The organism is Wocania arenilitoris (assembly GCF_021728535.1).
Taxonomy (GTDB): domain Bacteria; phylum Bacteroidota; class Bacteroidia; order Flavobacteriales; family Flavobacteriaceae; genus Wocania_A; species Wocania_A arenilitoris.
In genome coordinates this window covers 65028-85524 of record NZ_JAKKDU010000004.1, presented here as the reverse complement: position 1 = coordinate 85524, position 20497 = coordinate 65028, and the positions used below count along the sequence as shown (strand labels likewise).

Here is a 20497-nt window from a genome sequence, read left to right as displayed (position 1 = left end):
AGCTACCTATAAAGTGTAAAGTGTCCCACAAACTCACGGTTGTCTCTACTATCATTAAGTTTTACAACGTACCAGTAATCTCCTGTAGGAAGCTCTTTCCCTTGATATCTACCATCCCATTTCTGTCCTGCTTTTAAAGTAGCCACTCTACGACCGTATCTATCAAAAATATTAAACGTCAGATCGCGATACTGACTGGTACAACCTGGTCCCCATTCATCCATATTCCCATCTCCATTTGGTGTAAAATAATTTGTAATACACACATCAATAAATTCAAAATATCTTATTGCAGTGGTAACACAACCATTACTATCAGTTACCGTTACAGTATATTCTCCCGATTCATAAATAATAAACGTTCCTGTATTTTGATAAGGTTCAAAATCAACTGTATTCACACGTTGGATTGCATATTCGTACCCGCCGGAGCCACCACTTGCTTGGGATTCAATTTCATTTATTCCTCCATCACTTAAAGCAATTTCCAGTGGATCATATTGATTAACATCAAAAAACACCACTTGCTCACATCCATTTGTATGTCGCACTGTGATTGATTGATTTAATCCAGGCAGAACATCAACAAACGTGTTACTAGTTTGAAAATTCACGCCATCTAATGAGTAATCTACATCAACAGGATCAACACTATTGTCAATGGTTATTATTACTGCATTGCTTGAAGCATCAGCAATATCTGTACAATATTCTACATTTACTTGTGGGTCTAATAACACCGATTCTGGGAACGTAATATTCCATTCTGTTTCACAACCAAGTGCATCGCGTACATATACAATATGATCTCCTCCAGCTAATCCTGTAAAATCAAACTGAGTTTGTGTTAATATTCCTGTTGTATAGGTTCCATTAATATCATCTAAAGCTACGCTATATGGCATATTACCTCCTGAGATATCAATACTAAATTCTCCATCCAAATCACCATCGCAAACCTCAGGTAATATTGAATTAGGAACTATAGTTAGCATCACTGGAATAGGCTCAATAACATCAAAATCAAAAATAATGAAACAACCTAGTTCATCTTGTGCCATAGCTTGATAAGATCCTGACGCAAGGTTTTCAAATGTTGATTCTTCGAAAAATTGATTTAATTGTGGTGAGATGGCATATTTAATAATTCCCGTTCCTCCCGTAGCATTAATTTCTAACATACCATTATTTGTACCTGGGCAGGTTACATTGGTAACTGTAAAATTAACAGATAATGGTGCTGCTGGTTCAGTAATTGAAATTTGCGCACTTGTTGCTAAACAATCACCACTATCTACTCTTACCTGATAATTCCCTTCTGGCAAATCTGTAAAAACACCTGCGCTATTTTGAGTTGGCGCTGGCGTTATGTTTGTTCCAGAAGTATCTTGTAAAGTATATACATAACTTCCTAAACCGCCTACGGCTGTTGCCACAATAACTCCTGTACTATCACCGGCACAATTAATAGTTGCATTGGAAACATCTAAATTAACCAATAGTGTTGGTAAAGGGTCAATTGTTATTTCATTAGAAATATTTGCTATACAGCCATTAACATCTCTTACATAATATGAATATGTTCCATCTGCAACAGAAAAAGTTGTAGATGATACAAAAGTTCCTAAAATAGTTCCAAACGTTATAGAATCACTATACTCATATGTTCCAGTTCCTCCAGTAGCACTTAAAGTAAGTGTAGCATCAGTTGTACAAGTTGGGGTTGTTGTTGCAACTAAACTTGCTTGTATTTGAGTAGGTTCTGAAATTACAACATCTGTTGATGTAAAAACACAATTATAACCATCGCTAACTATCACATTATAGGTTCCTGCTCCTAAACCATTAAATACTGGAGAAGTTTGAGGCCCTGAAGAACTTACAGTTGGCGATGTCATATTAAGTGTGTACGTATAATTACTTCCTTGTCCTCCTGTTACTAAACTTGCTGATATAGTAGCATTAGAATCACCAAAGCATGATAATAATGGTGTGTTTGCTGTTACTGTTGCAGTGATGGCAGGCGGAACGATTAATGTTACGCTGTCTGAAGCAATACATCCGCCAACATCTCTAACATTTACTGTATACACACCAGCTGATAAATTTGTAAATGTTCCATTTGACGAATAGGCTACTGTTACTGTTCCTGTTAATTCATATTCATAAGTACCCCAACCTCCAGTTGCAATAGCAGTTATAGTTCCTAAATTGTTGTCGCAAGTTACATTTGAAGTTTCTGTGGCTACTACAGACAATGCATTTAAAGGTGAAGGAATTATTACACTTGAGGTTGCTGAACAAAATGGGCTTGCTGTTTCTGTAATAACAACTGTATAAGTTCCTGCTAAAACGCCTGTAACTAATTCTGGGTTTGTTGATGTATTAGCGTTAACTACACCAAAAACTGATGTACTAGAGCTATCAAATACTTCATAACTGTATGGACCTGAATAGCCATTTACATTTATTTCGAACGAACCATTATTATCTCCAAAACAAGTAATAGCGTTAGGCGTTGTGGTAAATGTTGGCGGTATTGCGACTGGTACTACTATACTAACATCTTCTGTACATAATGTTATAGTATCAGTTATCGTAACCGCGTATGTTCCTGATGGAACTCCTGAAAATATATTTCCTGCTAAACTTATTGAACCTGGACTAGGACTAATTGCATATGAGTATGTTCCTGTTCCTCCTAAACCTGTTATTGTAATCTCTCCATCATCATCATTACAAGTAGGAAAAGTGGTTATACTTGGTGTTAAATCTAACGGTGGAGCAATATCTACGGTTACTAAATTCCCACAACCGTTTATATCCCTTATTTCAACAGTATGACTCCCTGATGTTAAACTTGATATAGTGAATGGTGCTGTTCCTGTTTGAAACGCTCCACCATCAATACTAAAACTATAAGGAGGCATTCCTGCCATGGTTAAAGTTACATCTATCTCAAAATTGCCTTCAGTTACTGTACATTGATTATTTAAAGTAGCTGAAATGACTGGCTCAGGGTCAGCAACTATTGTTCTATTAATTCTATCTTCACACCCATTGCTATCTCGTACCACAATGTCCCAATTAGTTCTAATAGCATAATCCAGATTTAAAACATTATTAGATCCGAAATCTCCAGGCAAAGGAACAAACCCTAAAGCTCCCGCAGCATATTCATAAGGTCCCACACCTCCCGTGGCGGTAACTGTAACTTGAGCGTCAGCATTACAATTCGCATTAATTTCTGAAGCAAATGCCACAACTAATGGCTGAATAGGCTGTGTTATCTGGAATGATTGTGATGTTGTGCACAATGTACCATCAACCTCTCTCACAAATAACGTGTAATTCCCTGCCGGTAATCCTGAAATACTACCATTTGCTGGAGCACCTGTTAGCCCTGCGAATGTACCATTCTGTGCAGGAATAATAGCTGTATTAGTCAATTCATCTTGAACCTCATAATATATTGTGGTTACACTGGCATCATAATCTGAAACCGTAAAATTAATAGTTCCATTTCCAGATCCATTACAACTAACATTTGTTGTTGTAACTGTATTTATGTTTATAGGTGACAGAATTGGTGTTGTAACTTCTATAATTGAAAAACACCCTCCACCATCTATGACTTGAAACAAATATGTAACACCATGATTTAAATTTGAAAAAGTATGAGTCGTTGATCCTGTTGGACCAATTGAAGTGGCGGGTTGTCCATATATAGAATATGTAAATGGTCCTGCTCCAGCTACGACTTCAAGATCAACAGTGGCTCCAGTTGTGCAAGACCCTGTAGATGCCACCGCAGTAAGATTAAGATTGGGTGGCGTTTCAATTCTAAGCGCCGTACTTCTATACTCACAACCATTAGAATCTATTATAGTAACATAATAATCTCCAAACGACAAACCTGAAAAAGTATGCGTTGTTGAAGCCGTAGTAACATCTAGCCCAATTTGAGTATACGTATTATCGTATAAAGTATATGTAAATGGTGAAACACCTCCAGAATTTATAGTTACATCCAAGCTCCCTGGTATATTTGGACTACATTGAATCGCATTTCTTACTATAGAAACATCCAACGGTAATGGATTTGTAATATTAAGGGTCCCCGAAGTTTCGCAGTTCTTACTATCTCTCAGCACATAATTGTAGGTTCCGGCAACTAATCCTCCAAATACATTTGAAGAAACAAAACTCGCTCCACCATCTATACTATATATAAAAGGAGGAAGGCCCGTTAAGGCATTTAACTGAATTGATCCATCTGAAAAACCATTACAAGTAGGGTCGCTTACTAAAGTTGAAGCTGTTACAGGGTCTATTGCCGTAACAACCTCTAAACCTGACACAGCAATACATCCGTTGGCATCGGTTATTCTAAATTGATACGTTCCATCTGAAGCAGCTGAATGCACAAAAGGTGACCCCGTAGCTCCTATCAAGGTATAAGCACCACCATTAAAAGACACCTCATAATTAAAAGGTGCCACCCCTCCATTAATAGTACCAGTAATAATACCATCAGGTGAAATCGTACAATCTAAGTTTTTCGTTAATACTGTACTTACTGTTAAAAACGGTAACGGTGCAATGGTATAAGACTCACTATAAAGACAGTTATTAGCATCTCTTACCTGAAATGTATATGTATCTGGAGCTAATCCAGTAAAAATATTAGAAGATTGATATGGTGTAACCGATCCAGCTGGTGCTATTATTTGATACTCTAAAGGTAGAGCTCCTCCTGTTGTTCCTGTAATAGTCACATCTGACACCAATGTTGGACAACTTAATGGTGAATTAGCAAATATTAAATCCGTAGGAGGATTTAAAGGAGCAATAGTTATTGGTGCTGTTAAAAATGTACAATCATTGGCATCTCGTATCATAACGGTATATGTACCGCCCAAAAGCCCGTTAAATGTTAATCCCGATTGAAATGTAATTCCATCAAGACTATAGCTATAAGGTGCAGTCCCTCCAGAAACTCCCGAAACCGTAATTATTCCCTGAGAAGTACATGTATAATGTGTTGTTAAAGTTGCTACCCCAGTTACCGCGCCTAAAGCTGTTATAGTTATTTGTTGTGGTGCTGTAGAGCAAACATCCACCCCAAGTGTATATTCAACTACAACGTCATAATTCCCTGCGGTTAATCCCGTAAAAGTTGGAGAATTGGCAAAGCTTATTCCGTTATCAATACTATATCTTAAACTATTTCCGTTAGGGTTAGCTACACTAATAGTAATCGTTCCACTGTTAAGATCATTAGAACACAAAATATTGGTTTGCCCAACATTAAAATCCGGAGGCTGAATGGCTTCTACATCTAAAGAGACTTCCGTAGAACAATTGTTAAAATCTACAACGGTAACATTATAAACCCCAGCGGTTGGTACAGAAATAATCGGGCTATCTTGGGAAATAGTAGATCCATTAACAAAGTATGTAAATGGCGGTGTACCTCCAGATGGATATACTGTAATTTCTCCATCGGTACAGGTTAATGGATTAGTAAGTGCTAATGTTGCCGTGAGTAATGGTGGTTCAATAATATCAAAATCTTCAGAATATGTACATCCATCATCTGTTGTCACATTTATAGTGTAGGAACCTGGATTTAATGATGAGAATTCATAGTCGCTAGCCAAAATTGGACCAACACTATTTACCAGAGTTCCTCCCTCATAAATGCTATAATAATACTGAGGAAGTGCTTCGTTTACTGCAATATTTATTCCTCCAGTACCCCCATTACAAATTGGTTGCGTAATATTGGTTGTAACATTAAAATCTCGTTGCCTTACATGAACACTAGGGGTTTGAAAAATACAGGGGTTAGTAGGCACTCCAATTTGTCTAATATATATGACATAAAAACCAGGAGTATTAACTGTAAAAATGTTGCTTGGTTGATAATTTACACCATCAATACTATATTCATAGCCACTAGGCACTCCTCCCACGGTAATCTCTCCTGCTGTAGTACATAAAATATCTTCAGCAGTAACTGTGGGTGTTAATAAATTTTGATACACATTGAAATAAAAAATACTAAAGCATCCTCCTGGGTAGTTTATCACTATTCTGAATTCTCCAGAAGTATCAGCAATAAAATCTGGACCAGTTGCTACTTGATTCCATGTACAAGACTCATTTTCATTAGCACAATCATCAACGGTTATTGCTGGACAACTTGTTTCATCTAGTTGTTCCCAAATAATGGATACCGCATCACTAATTCCTGTATTGATGGTTCGCGAATCATTACCTCCACATAAGAATATATAGGGCAATACTTTTCCATCATTTGGGCAAACTGGCAATAAGTCAGCATAAGGAATAATTGGATTGGTTAATGAACTACCATATTGAGTAACTGTAATAGCTTCTTCAATTGAAATACAAGTTGCAGCAGTTGTATTAGTTACGTAATACGTTCCTGTTGTTGTCGCCATATATGTTTGATCAGTTCCTATAACAGGTGCCCCAGTTGAGCTTGTTGACCAAGAGTAACTGTCATAACCATCAGCCGCCGTTAACAGCACACTATTACCACATAATATTTCTTCTCTTGTAAAATCACAGTTTGATATATCCACTATAAAATTTGTAGATCCAGGTATTCCTAAACATTCTGTAGTTGCAAAACTTCCTTCTTCTTCAATAATTGTAGGATTAAGCACTCCCCTATAAGTAGCAAATGCCTGATTTTGAATTTCATTAGAGCACGCTTGACTTAAGTCGTAACAATTAGGAACAACCTGAATTGCAATACGAATAACAAATTGCGGATCGTCGACTTCAACCGATTCATCTGGAATATTAAAAATTAGCGTTCGCGTTACCGGGTCATAGGATTGTAAGGTCGCTCCTCCGGCATTACTTAGGTCAATATCTGTTGCGGGGTCAAAATTGATGTTATCCGGTAGTATATCTTTAATAGTAAATTCGGTGACATTATCATTACCAACACTTTGATACGTGATTTCATAAAACAAATTTTGTCCTAGAATAACATCATCACCATCAATATCATTTCCAAATTCATCTTCAACAGTTTTTATTAAATCTATATCGGGAGAAATGATATCAACTGCAAACGTACTAAAAAAAGCAAAAATTGGATCGGCTTGACCTCTTGCTACCTGCAATCTAAAATCGGCCGAAGTTTCATTATTTGTGATAAACTCTGGTTCCGCATTAAGAATCTCCAGAAAACCAGTGTCATACCCTAAAGTATTTGTACTGAATGGGTTTCTTGGATTTGAAATACCGTTACCATTTTCGATAACGGAACCGAAAAACTTATTGGCAGGTCTTAATGGTGTGGTTACCTCTTTTCCATTAATTTCAAGCTTAGTCGCTCTTTTTGTTCTATCTCCATCTAAAGTGGCATATCCAAATTGTAAATCTATATGCCCGCCAGGAGGTGTTGTAAAACCAGATACAGGTACTGTTTCTTGATGACCATCATAAATATGACTAAATCCATCAAACGACGTAAATGATTTGGTATGTAAATTTGGGTCTTCATAAATAACAAAGAGTGTCCAACCAGCAGCTAAACCTGTAGAATGATTAAATCCTAAACTAGCAGTTACATTACCAACGGTATAAGTGCCTTCTACATCTGTTAAACTGGATAATAAATCTGTTACTTCTGCATAACACGCATATGGTGTATTTCCTGGCTCACCTGTTTCTGCAATAATAGGGTTAACAATGGCATCATAAACAATTTCCCCTGTAAGATCATTATATGTGGTACTTCCTGGGAGTTGCAGTTTTACCTGATTTATATTTGATCGATCGCCATCCTGCATTATCGCTCCCCAGTATAAAGCTGCATAAACCACTCTATAACATGTTGTAGCACTTCCATCGCTTTGAAGTGGCAATGACAGCTCGGCACTACTGGAACTAAATGTTGAAACGTCGCTATCAATATCAATATATTGCATTGATATATCTTGATTATCTCGCGAATCATCATTAAACGAAAGGTTATCCTGACCAAGAATGCTATTTCCAACGACAAGCATACTTCCTCTTACTTCTACATTCTTTCTAACTGTAAACGGTTTATAAGTTTGAGCCGCTAGCTGTACACTTAAAAAAAGAAACACAACGACTAGTCCATTAATTACATAAGTAGATTTCTTCATATAGTACTTCTTTTATTTTTGGGCTTTTAAAAGATATATTTTCTAGTAACAAATATCAATATTCTTGTTGTAACTGCAAAAAAATCAATGCAAAAACATGTGTTTTGTCGAATAAAATTGTATTTTAAAGATTAAAATTCATTTAAAAGAAAGATTTTGACTACAATTTATAATTTTTGAACATAAAAAAACCCAATCTAAAAGAATGGGTTTGATTTTGATAATTAGTTTTATTGATTTATTCCAATTCTAAAACTATTGTTTCAACTGATGTTATGCTTCCAACTTCAACACTTACTTCTGATGATTCATAAGCTTTATATGCTTCCTTGGTAATCTTTAGTATATAGTTCCCTGCTTCAAGACCTTGGATTACAAAATCTCCATTTTCATCTGTCATTGTATCTTTAACAAATGTATCATCTGTAGTATAAACTTCTACAACTTGATTAGCAATTGGAGTTTCAACATCATCAACCATTTCAACCACCTTACTTTCTATGGAACCTGAACTAACTTCAGTATTCACTTTAATTACTGGCTTTAAATTGTATTTACCTGAATTTCCTGCTTTAACTATTGACTTTTCTACACTCCAATCTAAAACAAAAGTATAAATAAAACCCGCTTCTAATTCTTCATCTAAGTTCAGTTTTAAACCAGATTGTTGAGCACTAGGAGTATCTAAAGGAATTAAATCATCTTCACCTTCAATTTTTAAAGTGTTATTATCACTTAAAACCAACCTTACCTGTTTTAAAATTCCAACTGGCAGAACTTCATCTGTTAATAACAAACTATTTCCAGCTATAAGCTCGGTAATATCAACATTAATAGGATAACCACCTTCAGGAGCAAAACTTACCCAACTATCTTCATCATCTGAAGATTTGTATTGTATATCTATAATTTCAATATTAACTTCTAAATAATCCCCTGGCTCATCAACTAATTTTAATTGAACTCTAGCAGTTTCATTTTTACTATTGTTATCACTATCACAATTAACCATTAATAATAGCACCATAATAGTTACTACAGTTCCAAAAACAGATTTTAAATACTTCATATTCATAACTTCCTTCTTTATAGATATTTACAAATATAACACCTACTTTAAAATAAGTCTAATTCTTTATAATCTTTTCGTTGAAATGCACTGTACTTTTAAATATTAAAAAGAAAAAGTTAACCAATATTAGGTTAACCCATTATTAAATCTACTTATAGTGCTATTAACTAGCTTCAGATTTTCTTAACTTTTTACCTTTTTTAACTTTCTTTTCCAGAGTATCAGCTTCATTTTCAATAGCCTCTAGCTTTTCGATTTTTTCACCATACTCTTCCTTGGTTATCTTCCCTTTCTTTTTTTGTTTTTTAAGGTTTTCTTTAACTTCCTTTACACGCGCTCTAGCGTTATTAGCCTTAGATTCACCCCTTTCTACTATAGTCTCCAGTTCTTTAACTTTCTCTTCCTTTTTTAATTTAGCTCGTCTTGCACGCTCTTGCCCATAGGCTTTTCCTTCTAATCCATATTTATCTTTTCCATAAGCATTATCCTTTTCCTCAACCTCCTCAATCTTTTCTTTTTTCTCCTTTTTTACTTTTTTATCTTTCTTTTGCTTTGACTCCTCTACTGCTTCTTCTACCTTTTTTTTCTCTTTCTTAATTTTCTTTTCTGTTTTTTCCTTTTTACCAGCATGCTCAGGCTTTTGAGCAAATCCAATAGTTACAAATCCTACTAGTAATATAAGTGGAAATATAGTTTTAAGTGATTTTTTCATAATCTTAGTTTTCTATTTTGTTTAACATATCATCCAGTTTCTTAATGGATGCTTCTATACTTTCTTCTGCTTTTTTAAGCTCTTCAGTAACAGCTTCTATAGATTCTATTTCTTGTTTTAACTCTGTGCTTACTACTTCAATAGTAACCTCACTATCTGAGTTCTCCTTTTCTTTTTTATTGCCACAACTTAGAGCAAATAATGACAATAAAATGATAATGCTTTTTTTGAACATAATGGATGAAATTTTGGTTATCAATAATATTAAGACACCATATTTTAATTTTGGTCACTTATTTTGGCCATCAAGCGTATACTTTAAACAAAAAAGGAGGCAAGAGTGCCTCCTATATATTCTCTTTAAAGAATCTAACTTAAAGTTAGAAACAGCTATTAATCTTCTTTAAGAGAAATATTGTTAATGTTCATTTATATAAGATATAAATTATTTAGTATAATTTTCAAAACTTTGGATAACTTCCTTTTAAATCAGATAAAAGGTTTAAATAAAAAAGGCGAACATTAGTTCACCTTTTTTGCCCCAAATCTACCATGAACTTAACCTACTTATGTTATGGTACTACAAACATAAATAAGTAACTTGAATTAAAATAGAAACTTCTACAAACTTCCTATTTAATTGTTTAAAGGGTTTGCTTAATATTATTTTGATCCTAAATCCTATTTATATGACTTTTAATTAAAATTAGTCTTATATATGCTCTCGAATACTCACTAGTATACAGAAGTACACAATTACATTTACAAAATAAAAATGGGCACAAAACGTGCATACAGATGTACACAGTTACACAGAATTACAAAATAATAAGCTACTGGAGGTACCACAAAAAAATCCCGAAACATTACTGTTTACGGGGTTTTTTGTTTTATAGGGTGTTAATAATTTTTAAATTGGAAACAAGAATGTGCCAACTTTAATCAACATATTCCTATTATTACTTATTTGACAGAGAAAATCTCTTTCAATTGTTTTACCATGCCTCCATTGCCAACTAGAAAATTTGCAAAAAAAAGACTGCCTTTTCAGACAGCCTCGTTTTATATTAAAGAGAATATTTTACTTTCTACCTTCGTCTGTATGGTCGTCAACAACGTCTACATCTCTATATTTACAACACGGATGCACTTTAGCATAAGCCTCATCAGTTGCTTTTAATTCTTTAGTATCATGGCCAACACCAGTAATAGTTTTTTGTATGATTTTTAAATCGGTTTTACGGGCATCGTAAATTAGTTTTAACTCGTGGGTTTTTACATTCCAATCTGCAAACTTTACACCTTTTGATACTAAACACGCTTTTTCTATTCGGTTTTTACACATCATACAAACACCATTTACTTCAAGTGATGCTTTTTGGTTTTTGTTTTGTGCAAATGTTGTTGTTCCTATTAGCATTAAAGCTAAAATCATTATTTTTTTCATTGTTATTGTTTTTTGTCATTCCGAAACTTTGAAAAAGTTGTGGTAATCTGTTTAGCTTATATTCAAAAGATTACCACGTCGCTTCTCTCCTCGTAATAACGGGGTTATTTTATTTTAAATCGTAATCCTGCGTAATAACTAACTCCAAAAATTGGGCCATATACAAAGGTAGTATCAAAATTTGAACCAAAAGGATCGTTTGCTCCTAAAATAGGATTGTCTTGCCTTACATCTGTAAGGTTTTCGCTACCCAAATATACTTCAAATTTAGGAGAAAACACTTTGGTTATCTGCGCATTTAATGTTCCTAGCGTTGGTGTGTTTTCTGGTAATTGATATTGAACAGGGTTATTTCCTGTTGAAGAAAATCGTTGTTCACCTAACCAATTAAAGGTTGTATCAAATTTCCATTGCGCACCATTTTTTTGTATATCTGTTTCATAAGATGCGTTAGCAAATAAGCGATTTGTTGGAACTAAAGGCTTTGATAATTTACCTAAATTGTAATCCGTTTTTACATCATAATATTTGTAAGCCAATCGTAAATCGAAGTGCTCAAACATGTTATAATTCAATTCTACTTGAAAGCTATTGGCATAACTATCGCCTTTTAAATTATAAAAGTTGACTTCCTGTGGATTTTCAAAATCGACCACAACTTGATTTTGAAAATCGGTTCTATAATAATCTAAAGTTATATCTGCTTTTCTTTCAAATAGATTAAATCCTTGTAAAAAGGACACGCCATAATTCCATGCAATTTCTGGGTCTAATCCGTAAATAGCCCCATTAGTATTTAAAATATTAATAGCTCGAGATGTTGAGAATATATTTTGATTTTCAGCAAAAATATTGGCACTTCGTTTACCTCTTCCAAATGAAGCCCTTAAGGCAGACTTTTCCCAAGGTGTGTATCGAACATGAACACGAGGTGTTACAAAAGTGCCCATTAAATTATGGTTGTCTATTCTAACACCTGCAGTTAAATTTAATTTATCGAGATTATCAAAATTATACTCAAAAAAAGCTCCCACTGAACGCTCGGTTCTTTCATAATCTACTGTGTTTACAAATTCATCATAATGATCATAAGTATAGCTGATTCCAGTTTTAATTTTGTGTCTAGAATCGCTAATAATAGAATTGTAAATGGCGTTGGCGTATAAACTATTATGTTTAATATCATATTGATTTAAGCCAAAATACGATTCTTGTTTATGACTACTAAAAGCCGTTTGCACACCAATACTTTGCCAAGGAATTTCGGGGTTTACATAACCGAATTTTGAAGACACTTCGTAACGTCGCGTATCAATTTCGCTACCCCAAGCATTAGTAGTTCCTCTATCCGTTTTTGGATTGAAGTTTATTTGACCTGTTTGTTTTTCGTCATTTAAAACCTTCAAGTTTATAAAACTAACGAAGCCTTTTTCGTTATCAATGTATTGCCAACGGTTCATTATATTTATTTGGTCTTGCAAAGGCGTATCTAAAAACGAATCGTTATTTCTATCATTTTTTTGATCTCTTAAATTTCCATGTAAGTATAAGCCTGTACTCCACTTATCGCTTACAGGTGTGTTTAAATGCGTGTTTAATTCTAAACGCCCATTAGCATTTGCATAAGCATTTACAAATATTTTGTTATCAGTTGTTGGCTTAACCAATTCTGCATTTATTTGTCCTGCAATACTCTCAAAACCATTAACTACACTTCCTGCGCCTTTAGTAATTTGAATACTTTCTACCCAAGTTCCTGGTATAAAGCTCATTCCGAAAGCTTGTGATGCACCTCTAATAGACGGAATATTCTCGGTAGCTATCAAAATATAAGGACTCGTTAATCCCAGCATTTTTATTTGTCGTGTACCCGTCACAGCATCTGCAAAATTAACATCGATTGATGGGTTGGTTTCAAAACTTTCAGATAAATTACAACATGCCGCTTTAAGTAATTCGTCGCTACTAACAGTAAACGTATTAGTAGCTTGCAAATACGATTTTGCTGTGGCTTGCTTTCTAGAAGTTATGGTTACCGTATCTAAATTATCGGTTGGTTGCAACCAGTGATGAATCATCTTTGGTTCGCTTACAGTAATAGTATCGGTTTTAAACCCCACATAGCTAATCACCAGTTTTGTGTATTCTTTTTTATACGGAATGGTAAACTTTCCATCAATATCGGTTACTGTACCAACAGATGTGTCGAGCCAATATACGTTAGCTCCTGCTAACCCAATGTGCTCATTTTTCTCATTAGCTTCCATAATCATTCCTCTAATTTTATTTTGCGAAAAACTGAGTATTGGAAGTATAAATAGTATATATATTATTTGTTTCATTTTTTTATTTTGTGTCAGGTCGAGTAATTTTAATTTATTAAAATGGTATTGAGACCTGACATTATTAGTTTTTAATATTTAATAACATGATAGCAGCCATAATAATCATAATACTGTTTTCTATAAATGTGGCTTTGGTCATTGGTAATTTTAAAGCGGTTCCGAGGCAAGCACATTGAATCGTTTTTTTACTTAAAAGCGATTTGGTTACGCCAATAGTTGTAATACCTAAAATGATTAGAGTGATTATTAATGCTATTGGAATTTGAATCCGCATTAAAAAAAGTAATCCTAAAGCTAGCTCAATAAACGGGTATAACCAACCATAAATAGGTGCAACTTTAGCGACTGGATCGTACATTTTGAAAGATTCTGGGAACCCTTTTAAATCTAAAAACTTAAAGAAGCTAAAAACGATATAAAACAAGCCCATAAAATCGAGCATAAACCCATTGGTGTTCCACGGTTTATAATTTAATAAAACCGATGCGCCTATTATAAAAGTAAAGATTAAAAACAACGGGGAAAGTTGTTGTAAATCCGTTTTTTCTTCTTTTTGTATTGAAGAAGATTCAAAAACATTTCTTTCCTTTTTTTCTGAAATCGTGTATTTATCAGATAAAGCCTTTTGTAAAGTTTCAGTTGAAATGTGCTGAGACATTTCAATAGTTGCCTCACCTTTTTCGAGATTTACTGTGACTTTGGTAACATGTTCTAAAGCATTCAGTTTGTCTTCAACCGAAGTTTTACAGCCATTACAGGTCATTCCTGTAACTGAATATGTATGTATCATGATTTTGTGTTTGATATTATTTTAATTTGTACTGCACGAGTGGATTCCTGCCTTCACTTCGATAAACTCAGTGTGGCACGCAGGAATGACAAAAAAATAAATCAAATTAAGAAAGTCTCATTAAGTACTTGTATATCCGTGACCAGATTTGGTGGCGAATAATCTTTATGAGGGATAATCTCTTTTTCTAGTGTTTTAAAGAGATTGGTATAAGAATAAACAAATGATGCTAAAAATTGTTGTTGCTCAAATTCTAAATCGTCAAACGATGAGAATTTTAGTTCATCTTGACCTTGAACAACTTGCAACTCGTCTTTACAACAAGTCTTTTTTTGCTGGATTTCTAAAGCTTCCATTTCGCATTTTTCAGCTTCAGTAAACATAGAAACATCAACTAAAACATCGCCACAAAAGTGCTTTTCAATAGTAAAAGATACTGTTGAAAATAACACTAAAAGAGCTAGTAGTGTTGAAAATATTTTATGTAAAAATTGCTTTAGCATACTTAATTATTCCATGTAAAAGTACAAAAACTTAAAATCATTCTAACTATTTTATAATATGATTAACAGTTATTGTTTTAGTTTATGATAATAAAAAGCGGGTAATAACAAGATTAAAATGATGGGCTGAATTAAAAAACGACGCACATTAAAAAACATATAATAAGTGTCTTGTTTCGGGTTTAAAACAAAATATAAATAGGCAGCTATTAATAAAATAAAAGCAATTGCATAAATAAATCCAGAAAACTTGATAACACTTTTATCTTTAAAAATAACAAATAAGATGGTTAAGGAAATAAGCGTATTTAAAGCGTATCGTAAAATTGTAAATGCGGTAACTTTAAAAATTTCAACACTTGGGCTATCGGCATATAAATAATCGCTTTTAAAAAATCCCAAATATGGGTCGTAAAACAACTCGTTTTCAAACCATCTGATCACTATGAGTAATCCGAAAAGCACAAAAAGTAAAGCATATTTGGTAAACTTACTCATGCTTCTTTTTTTAAGTTAGCAAACCGATTTACCCAAAAAATCCATAACAAAAAAACAAAACCATAAATTGCTAACGGGAAAAGCACATCGTGTAAAAAAGATTGCTTTTCAGGATAGTGATATATGACTATAGTAAATAGAGTAATCCGTAATAAATTCGCAGCATAAATTAAAATGCTGCCAGAAATTATAAAAAACAAAGAGGTTTTTAATTTGCCCGAAAATGCAATAACAAAAGACAGAAACAAAATAATTACGCTTACTGCATTACAGCCTTCGATAACTCTTGCTATGTATTTGCCATTAACAACAACTTTCATCGAGGCTTCATCTGGATGTGGTAAAACTTGTGTGCTGTAACCAAAGGTGTTCAACAACGATTCGGTTTGTTTTGCGACCAAATGCGTTAAATAATCAGGGTAGTATTTTGAGCCTTCTGAAACCTCCAAATAAAAATGGTACAAGACTGAAAAAACCATATACACAATTAAAAACGTGAGTATAAATTTTACAACTGTTCTATATTTTATAAAAATTGCTTTCAAGTTAAAATTATGCTAAACCTACAATCGAATTTACACCTTTTTAAATACTTTTACTAAAATTTTTAAATTTATGCCTTTTAGATTGCTAAAACCACAAGTAGAAACTATTATTTCTGACACTACAAAATCGGTTGATGAGCGTTTATTATCGATTTGTCAATTATTAGAATCTCATTTAGAGTATTACAATTGGGTAGGTTTTTACTTTGCTAATAGTGATAAAAAAGAATTGTATTTAGGCCCTTATATTGGTGAACCAACAGATCATACAGTGATTCCGTTTGGAAAAGGTATTTGTGGACAAGTTGCCGTTAGTAACGAAAATTTTGTGGTGCCCGACGTTGCTGCTCAAGACAATTATATTGCTTGTAGTATTACTGTAAAAGCCGAAATTGTTGTACCCATTTTTAAAGATGGAAAAAATATTGGCCAGATTGATATTGATTCTAACACGCCAGATCCTTTTACCGACAAAGATGAACGCTTTTTGGAGTTTGTTTGTACTAAAGTATCAGAAATACTTTAGATTCAATATTGATGGTTCAATGTTTCTCCGTAAAGCGACTTTGAATTTCAAACTTTAAGCTTTGAGCTAATTATGTTAACAACTTCTCTGTTTAGTTGAAAAAAGCTGCTCTTTTTTAGTTTTATCTGCATCATTTTTTTGACTGAAATAGCTATTTTTGCGCTTTAACACACAACACACTAAAATGAGCAACGAAAAAACGATTAAATCTGCATTAATTTCTGTATTTAGTAAAGAGGGATTAGCTCCTATTGTAAAAAAATTAAATGAACAAGATGTTACCATTTACTCTACTGGAGGTACTGAAAAATTTATTAACGATTTAGGGATTGATGTGGTTCCTGTTGAGGATATTACATCGTATCCTTCTATTCTTGGAGGTCGAGTAAAAACCTTGCATCCAAAAGTTTTTGGAGGTATTTTAAATAGACAAAACCATGATGGAGATGTTGCTGAATTAGTAGAATACGACATTCCGCAAATTGATGTGGTTATTGTGGATTTATATCCGTTTGAAAAAACAGTGGCTTCTAGAGCTAGCCAGCAAGATATTATTGAAAAAATAGATATTGGAGGTATTTCGTTAATTCGTGCTGCAGCTAAAAATTTTGCTGATGTTATTTGTGTATCTTCTGTTGATGATTATGCTGAGTTTTTAGAAGTCATTTCTGAAAATAACGGAAGTATTTCAGAAGAAATAAGAAAGCGTTTTGCTGCCAAAGCTTTTAATGTGTCATCACATTATGATACCGCTATTTTTAACTATTTCAACAAAAACCATGATGAAGCGGTTTTAAAAATAAGTGAAACTAACGGAAAGGTTTTACGCTATGGCGAAAACCCACATCAAAGAGGATTTTTCTTTGGGGATTTTGATGCGTTATTTACAAAACTTCATGGAAAAGAATTAAGCTATAACAACTTATTGGATGTCGATGCAGCCGTAAATTTAATGAATGAATTTAAAAACGACGCGCCAACATTTGCCATTTTAAAACATAATAACGCTTGTGGTTTAGCACAGCGCGATACATTACACCAAGCTTATGTTGATGCTTTGGCTGGCGATCCTGTTTCGGCTTTTGGTGGTATTTTAATTAGTAATACAGAAATTGATTTAGCTACCGCTGAGGAAATACATAAACTATTCTGCGAAGTTGTTATTGCACCATCTTTTTCTGATGAAGCTTTAGATGTTTTGAAAGGCAAAAAGAACCGTATTCTTTTAATTTTAAATGATGTTGAGTTACCAGAAACTACGGTTAGAACTTGTTTAAATGGTGTTTTAGTACAAGATAAAGATAATGTTACTGATACTGTTGAAGATTTAACAAATGCTACAAATACAGCTCCTACAGATAGCGAGTTAAAGGATTTAATTTTTGCTTCCAAAATTTGTAAACACACCAAATCGAATACTATTGTTTTAGCAAAAAACAAGCAATTATGTGCTAGCGGAACAGGACAAACGAGTCGTGTTGATGCATTAAACCAAGCGATTCACAAAGCACAATCGTTTAATTTCGATTTGAATGGTGCAGCTATGGCGAGTGATGCATTTTTCCCGTTCCCTGATTGTGTTGAAATTGCTAAAAATGTGGGTATTACTGCGGTTATTCAACCAGGAGGCTCTATAAAAGACCAATTAAGTATTGATTATTGCAACGACAATAATGTTGCTATGGTTATGACGGGTACACGCCATTTTAAGCATTAATAATAAAAATTGACTCACAAAAAAGATAGGTAAGTTTATAATAGCGAATGAGTGATGGAATTATAAATTGGAATCTTGACCCTGTAATTTACTGGATAACTAATTCCTTTCCTTTAAAATATTACGGATTATTATTTGTAACAGGCCTTTTATTAGCTCATTATATTGAAAAACATATTTTCATTAAAGAAAATATTCCTCTTGAAAAGTTAGAAAAATTATTGGTTTATATAGTTGTTGGAATTGTTTTGGGAGCTAGACTTGGACATTGCTTTTTTTATGAACCGTTATATTATTTTCAAAATCCGATGGAAATTTTATTACCCATTAAAAAAATAGGAGGAACTTATAAATTTATTGGATTTCAAGGGTTGGCAAGTCACGGCGGAACTATTGGCGTTTTAATTGCAATTGGAATTTATTGTAAAAAATACAAAACAAACTTTTTAGAGGTTTTGGATAAAGTTGCTATTGTTGCACCAATTGTTGCTGCCTTTATTAGATTTGGAAATTTTATGAATTCTGAAATTTATGGAAGACCTACAAATGGGAATTGGGGAGTTGTTTTTCAAAGAGATGATTTAATACCAAGACATCCAACACAACTCTATGAAGCGTTTTCATATCTTTTGATATTTGGGATATTGTTTATAATTTATAACAAGAAAAAAGAAAAACCTAATGGATTGATTTTAGGAGTAGCTTTAGTTTTAATCTTTTTAGCAAGATTTATAATCGAGTTTTTTAAAGAAAATCAAGTTGGTTTTGAAGATGGAATGATAATTAATATGGGTCAGATTTTAAGTATTCCTTTTATAATTGTCGGACTAATTTTAATATTTATAAAGAAAACTTTAGTAAAAGTGTTGCGCTAGGGATTGAGGCATTTGTTGAAGCTCGCCGACGGAGGAGGAAGCGACTGCCGAAAGCCCGACCCGACCCAGAGAGGGGAGTGCCCAAATAATAAATTTGGTCTAATAACAGATAAACTGCGTATAAGTTTAAGCGCATATTGTTAAATTGAATTTTGAGTTACATAAAACATAAATATTTATTAACTTTTATTACATTTACAAGATTAGTTAACAACCCTTTAAAAACCACTAATAGCACATGGGCTTTTTTGACTTCTTAACCGAAGAAATTGCAATAGATTTAGGTACTGCAAATACACTTATTATACACAACGACAAAGTAGTTGTTGATTCGCCATCGATAGTTGCACGCGATAGAATTACAGGAAAAATAATTGCTGTTGGGCAACAAGCGAGTTTAATGCAAGGTAAAACGCATGAAAATATTAAAACAATTCGCCCTTTAAAAGATGGTGTAATTGCCGATTTTGATGCTTCTGAGCAAATGATAAGTATGTTTATTAAAAATATACCAGCTTTAAAAAAGAAGTTTTTTACACCTGCATTACGAATGGTTATTTGTATTCCGTCTGGAATTACCGAAGTGGAGATGCGTGCTGTAAAAGAAAGTGCAGAGCGTGTTAACGGGAAAGAAGTGTATTTAATACACGAACCTATGGCAGCTGCTATTGGTATTGGTGTTGATATTATGCAACCTAAAGGGAATATGGTGGTTGATATAGGTGGTGGTACTACCGAAATTGCAGTAATTGCTTTAGGTGGTATTGTTTGTGATAAATCAGTTAAAATTGCAGGTGATGTATTTACAAACGATATTGTGTATTACATGCGTACTCAACACAACCTTTATGTTGGTGAACGTACGGCTGAAAAAATAAAAATACAAATTGGTGCTGCTACCGAGGATTTAGAATTGCCACCAGAAGATATGAGTGTTCAAGGGCGTGATTTACTAACTGGAAAGCCGAAGCAAGTTTCTATTTCGTACCGAGAAATTGCTAAAGCTTTAGATAAATCTATTTTACGAATTGAAGATGCAGTTATGGAAACCCTATCGCAAACACCTCCAGAATTAGCTGCCGATATTTACAATACAGGTATTTATTTAGCTGGCGGTGGATCGATGCTACGCGGACTGGACAAACGTTTATCGCAAAAAACAGACCTTCCTGTTTATATTGCCGAAGACCCTTTGCGTGCTGTTGTTAGAGGTACAGGAATTACACTTAAAAATTTATCTAAATACAAAAGTGTTTTGATTAAGTAAAAGCATAATATAGTCTCAAT

The 20497-nt window shown here is 33.7% G+C and carries 14 protein-coding genes; 4 read left to right on the top strand and 10 right to left on the bottom strand.

The annotated features are described in order from the left end of the window. Positions 1-2 precede the first annotated feature (2 nt). The 10 genes from L3X37_RS04320 to xrtF all read right to left on the bottom strand — a co-directional run bounded on the left by L3X37_RS04320 (position 3) and on the right by xrtF (position 16092). Complete coding sequence (locus L3X37_RS04320; RefSeq protein WP_237238940.1) at positions 3-8180, bottom strand: T9SS type B sorting domain-containing protein; 8178 nt, start codon at positions 8178-8180, stop codon at positions 3-5. Between the two features lie 238 nt (positions 8181-8418). Then, entirely contained in the window at positions 8419-9249 is an 831-nt protein-coding gene (locus tag L3X37_RS04315) for a DUF4382 domain-containing protein (RefSeq protein WP_237238939.1), read from the bottom strand. A gap of 166 nt (positions 9250-9415) precedes the next feature. Further along, a complete protein-coding gene (locus L3X37_RS04310; RefSeq protein WP_237238938.1) occupies positions 9416-9964 on the bottom strand; it encodes a hypothetical protein in 549 nt (182 codons plus the stop codon). Positions 9965-9968: 4 nt separating this feature from the next. After that, positions 9969-10199, bottom strand: coding sequence for a hypothetical protein (locus L3X37_RS04305; protein ID WP_237238937.1), 231 nt, complete (start codon positions 10197-10199; stop codon positions 9969-9971). 846 nt (positions 10200-11045) lie between these two features. After that, the gene (locus tag L3X37_RS04300) at positions 11046-11411 is read right to left on the bottom strand and encodes a heavy-metal-associated domain-containing protein (RefSeq protein ID WP_237238936.1); all 366 of its coding nucleotides are present in this window, start codon (positions 11409-11411) and stop codon (positions 11046-11048) included. Positions 11412-11515: 104 nt separating this feature from the next. Next, positions 11516-13753, bottom strand: a complete 2238-nt coding sequence (locus tag L3X37_RS04295; RefSeq protein ID WP_237238935.1) for a TonB-dependent receptor — start codon at positions 13751-13753, stop codon at positions 11516-11518. Positions 13754-13817: 64 nt separating this feature from the next. After that, complete coding sequence (locus tag L3X37_RS04290; RefSeq protein ID WP_237238934.1) at positions 13818-14546, bottom strand: heavy metal translocating P-type ATPase; 729 nt, start codon at positions 14544-14546, stop codon at positions 13818-13820. 101 nt (positions 14547-14647) lie between these two features. Beyond that, complete coding sequence (locus L3X37_RS04285) at positions 14648-15049, bottom strand: HYC_CC_PP family protein (protein WP_237238933.1); 402 nt, start codon at positions 15047-15049, stop codon at positions 14648-14650. Positions 15050-15118: 69 nt separating this feature from the next. Next, positions 15119-15547, bottom strand: coding sequence for an exosortase F system-associated membrane protein (locus tag L3X37_RS04280; RefSeq protein WP_237238932.1), 429 nt, complete (start codon positions 15545-15547; stop codon positions 15119-15121). Next, on the bottom strand, positions 15544-16092 hold the full coding sequence (gene xrtF, locus L3X37_RS04275; RefSeq protein WP_262910784.1) for an exosortase family protein XrtF: 549 nt from the start codon (positions 16090-16092) through the stop codon (positions 15544-15546). The genes L3X37_RS04280 and xrtF overlap by 4 nt, the downstream gene beginning before the upstream one ends. A 70-nt stretch (positions 16093-16162) precedes the next feature. On the opposite strand from xrtF, the gene L3X37_RS04270 reads away from it, so the two are divergent. From L3X37_RS04270 to L3X37_RS04255, 4 genes are all read left to right on the top strand, one after another. Continuing rightward, positions 16163-16618 (top strand): XrtF-associated fRMsr-like GAF protein, encoded by a 456-nt coding sequence (locus L3X37_RS04270; protein ID WP_237238930.1) that lies wholly within the window; start codon positions 16163-16165, stop codon positions 16616-16618. Positions 16619-16802: 184 nt separating this feature from the next. Beyond that, on the top strand, positions 16803-18335 hold the full coding sequence (purH, locus tag L3X37_RS04265; protein WP_237238929.1) for a bifunctional phosphoribosylaminoimidazolecarboxamide formyltransferase/IMP cyclohydrolase: 1533 nt from the start codon (positions 16803-16805) through the stop codon (positions 18333-18335). 47 nt (positions 18336-18382) lie between these two features. Beyond that, positions 18383-19210: a prolipoprotein diacylglyceryl transferase gene (lgt, locus tag L3X37_RS04260; protein WP_237238928.1), complete on the top strand. Its 828-nt coding sequence runs from the start codon at positions 18383-18385 to the stop codon at positions 19208-19210. Between the two features lie 238 nt (positions 19211-19448). Continuing rightward, the gene (locus L3X37_RS04255) at positions 19449-20477 is read left to right on the top strand and encodes a rod shape-determining protein (RefSeq protein ID WP_237238927.1); all 1029 of its coding nucleotides are present in this window, start codon (positions 19449-19451) and stop codon (positions 20475-20477) included. Positions 20478-20497: the final 20 nt, after the last annotated feature.

Coding starts and splice junctions, on each gene's coding strand:
- L3X37_RS04305 (WP_237238937.1), bottom strand. CDS start 10,199: ATGTTCAAAAAAAGCATTATCATTTTATTGTCATTATTTGCTCTAAGT.
- L3X37_RS04310 (WP_237238938.1), bottom strand. CDS start 9,964: ATGAAAAAATCACTTAAAACTATATTTCCACTTATATTACTAGTAGGA.
- L3X37_RS04255 (WP_237238927.1), top strand. CDS start 19,449: ATGGGCTTTTTTGACTTCTTAACCGAAGAAATTGCAATAGATTTAGGT.
- L3X37_RS04300 (WP_237238936.1), bottom strand. CDS start 11,411: ATGAAAAAAATAATGATTTTAGCTTTAATGCTAATAGGAACAACAACA.
- L3X37_RS04285 (WP_237238933.1), bottom strand. CDS start 15,049: ATGCTAAAGCAATTTTTACATAAAATATTTTCAACACTACTAGCTCTT.
- L3X37_RS04295 (WP_237238935.1), bottom strand. CDS start 13,753: ATGAAACAAATAATATATATACTATTTATACTTCCAATACTCAGTTTT.
- L3X37_RS04315 (WP_237238939.1), bottom strand. CDS start 9,249: ATGAAGTATTTAAAATCTGTTTTTGGAACTGTAGTAACTATTATGGTG.
- L3X37_RS04320 (WP_237238940.1), bottom strand. CDS start 8,180: ATGAAGAAATCTACTTATGTAATTAATGGACTAGTCGTTGTGTTTCTT.
- L3X37_RS04290 (WP_237238934.1), bottom strand. CDS start 14,546: ATGATACATACATATTCAGTTACAGGAATGACCTGTAATGGCTGTAAA.
- L3X37_RS04280 (WP_237238932.1), bottom strand. CDS start 15,547: ATGAGTAAGTTTACCAAATATGCTTTACTTTTTGTGCTTTTCGGATTA.
- purH (WP_237238929.1), top strand. CDS start 16,803: ATGAGCAACGAAAAAACGATTAAATCTGCATTAATTTCTGTATTTAGT.
- lgt (WP_237238928.1), top strand. CDS start 18,383: ATGAGTGATGGAATTATAAATTGGAATCTTGACCCTGTAATTTACTGG.
- L3X37_RS04270 (WP_237238930.1), top strand. CDS start 16,163: ATGCCTTTTAGATTGCTAAAACCACAAGTAGAAACTATTATTTCTGAC.